Origin of the sequence: Exiguobacterium sp. s56, assembly GCF_018618255.1 — a bacterium.
GTDB classification, from domain to species: Bacteria; Bacillota; Bacilli; order Exiguobacteriales; family Exiguobacteriaceae; genus Exiguobacterium; species Exiguobacterium chiriqhucha.
The window spans coordinates 1-233 of the sequence record NZ_JACSLR010000059.1 but is presented as its reverse complement, the minus strand read 5'-3'; the positions used below and the strand labels follow the sequence as shown (position 1 = coordinate 233).

1 rRNA gene is annotated in these 233 nt (G+C 50.6%); it reads left to right on the top strand.

From position 1 onward, the window contains the following. Positions 1-147 precede the first annotated feature (147 nt). Positions 148-233: ribosomal RNA gene (rrf, locus tag KNP71_RS15835) — 5S ribosomal RNA — on the top strand; the annotation flags it as partial.

Below are 233 nucleotides of genomic sequence, written 5' to 3'. Positions count from 1 at the left end.
CACGGCGACGTGTGGAGCTGAATGATACTAATCGGTCGAGGCTTTGATCTAGTCTAATGGTTTGTGTGAATTGATGAGTCTTCAGTTTTCAGGGAACAACCCTGAAATGGATTGACACGCCCTTGGGGCGATGTTAATATTCTTTTGTCTGGTGGCGATAGCGAAGCGGCCACACCCGTTCCCATGCCGAACACGGAAGTTAAGCGCTTCAGCGCCGAAAGTAGTTGGGGGTC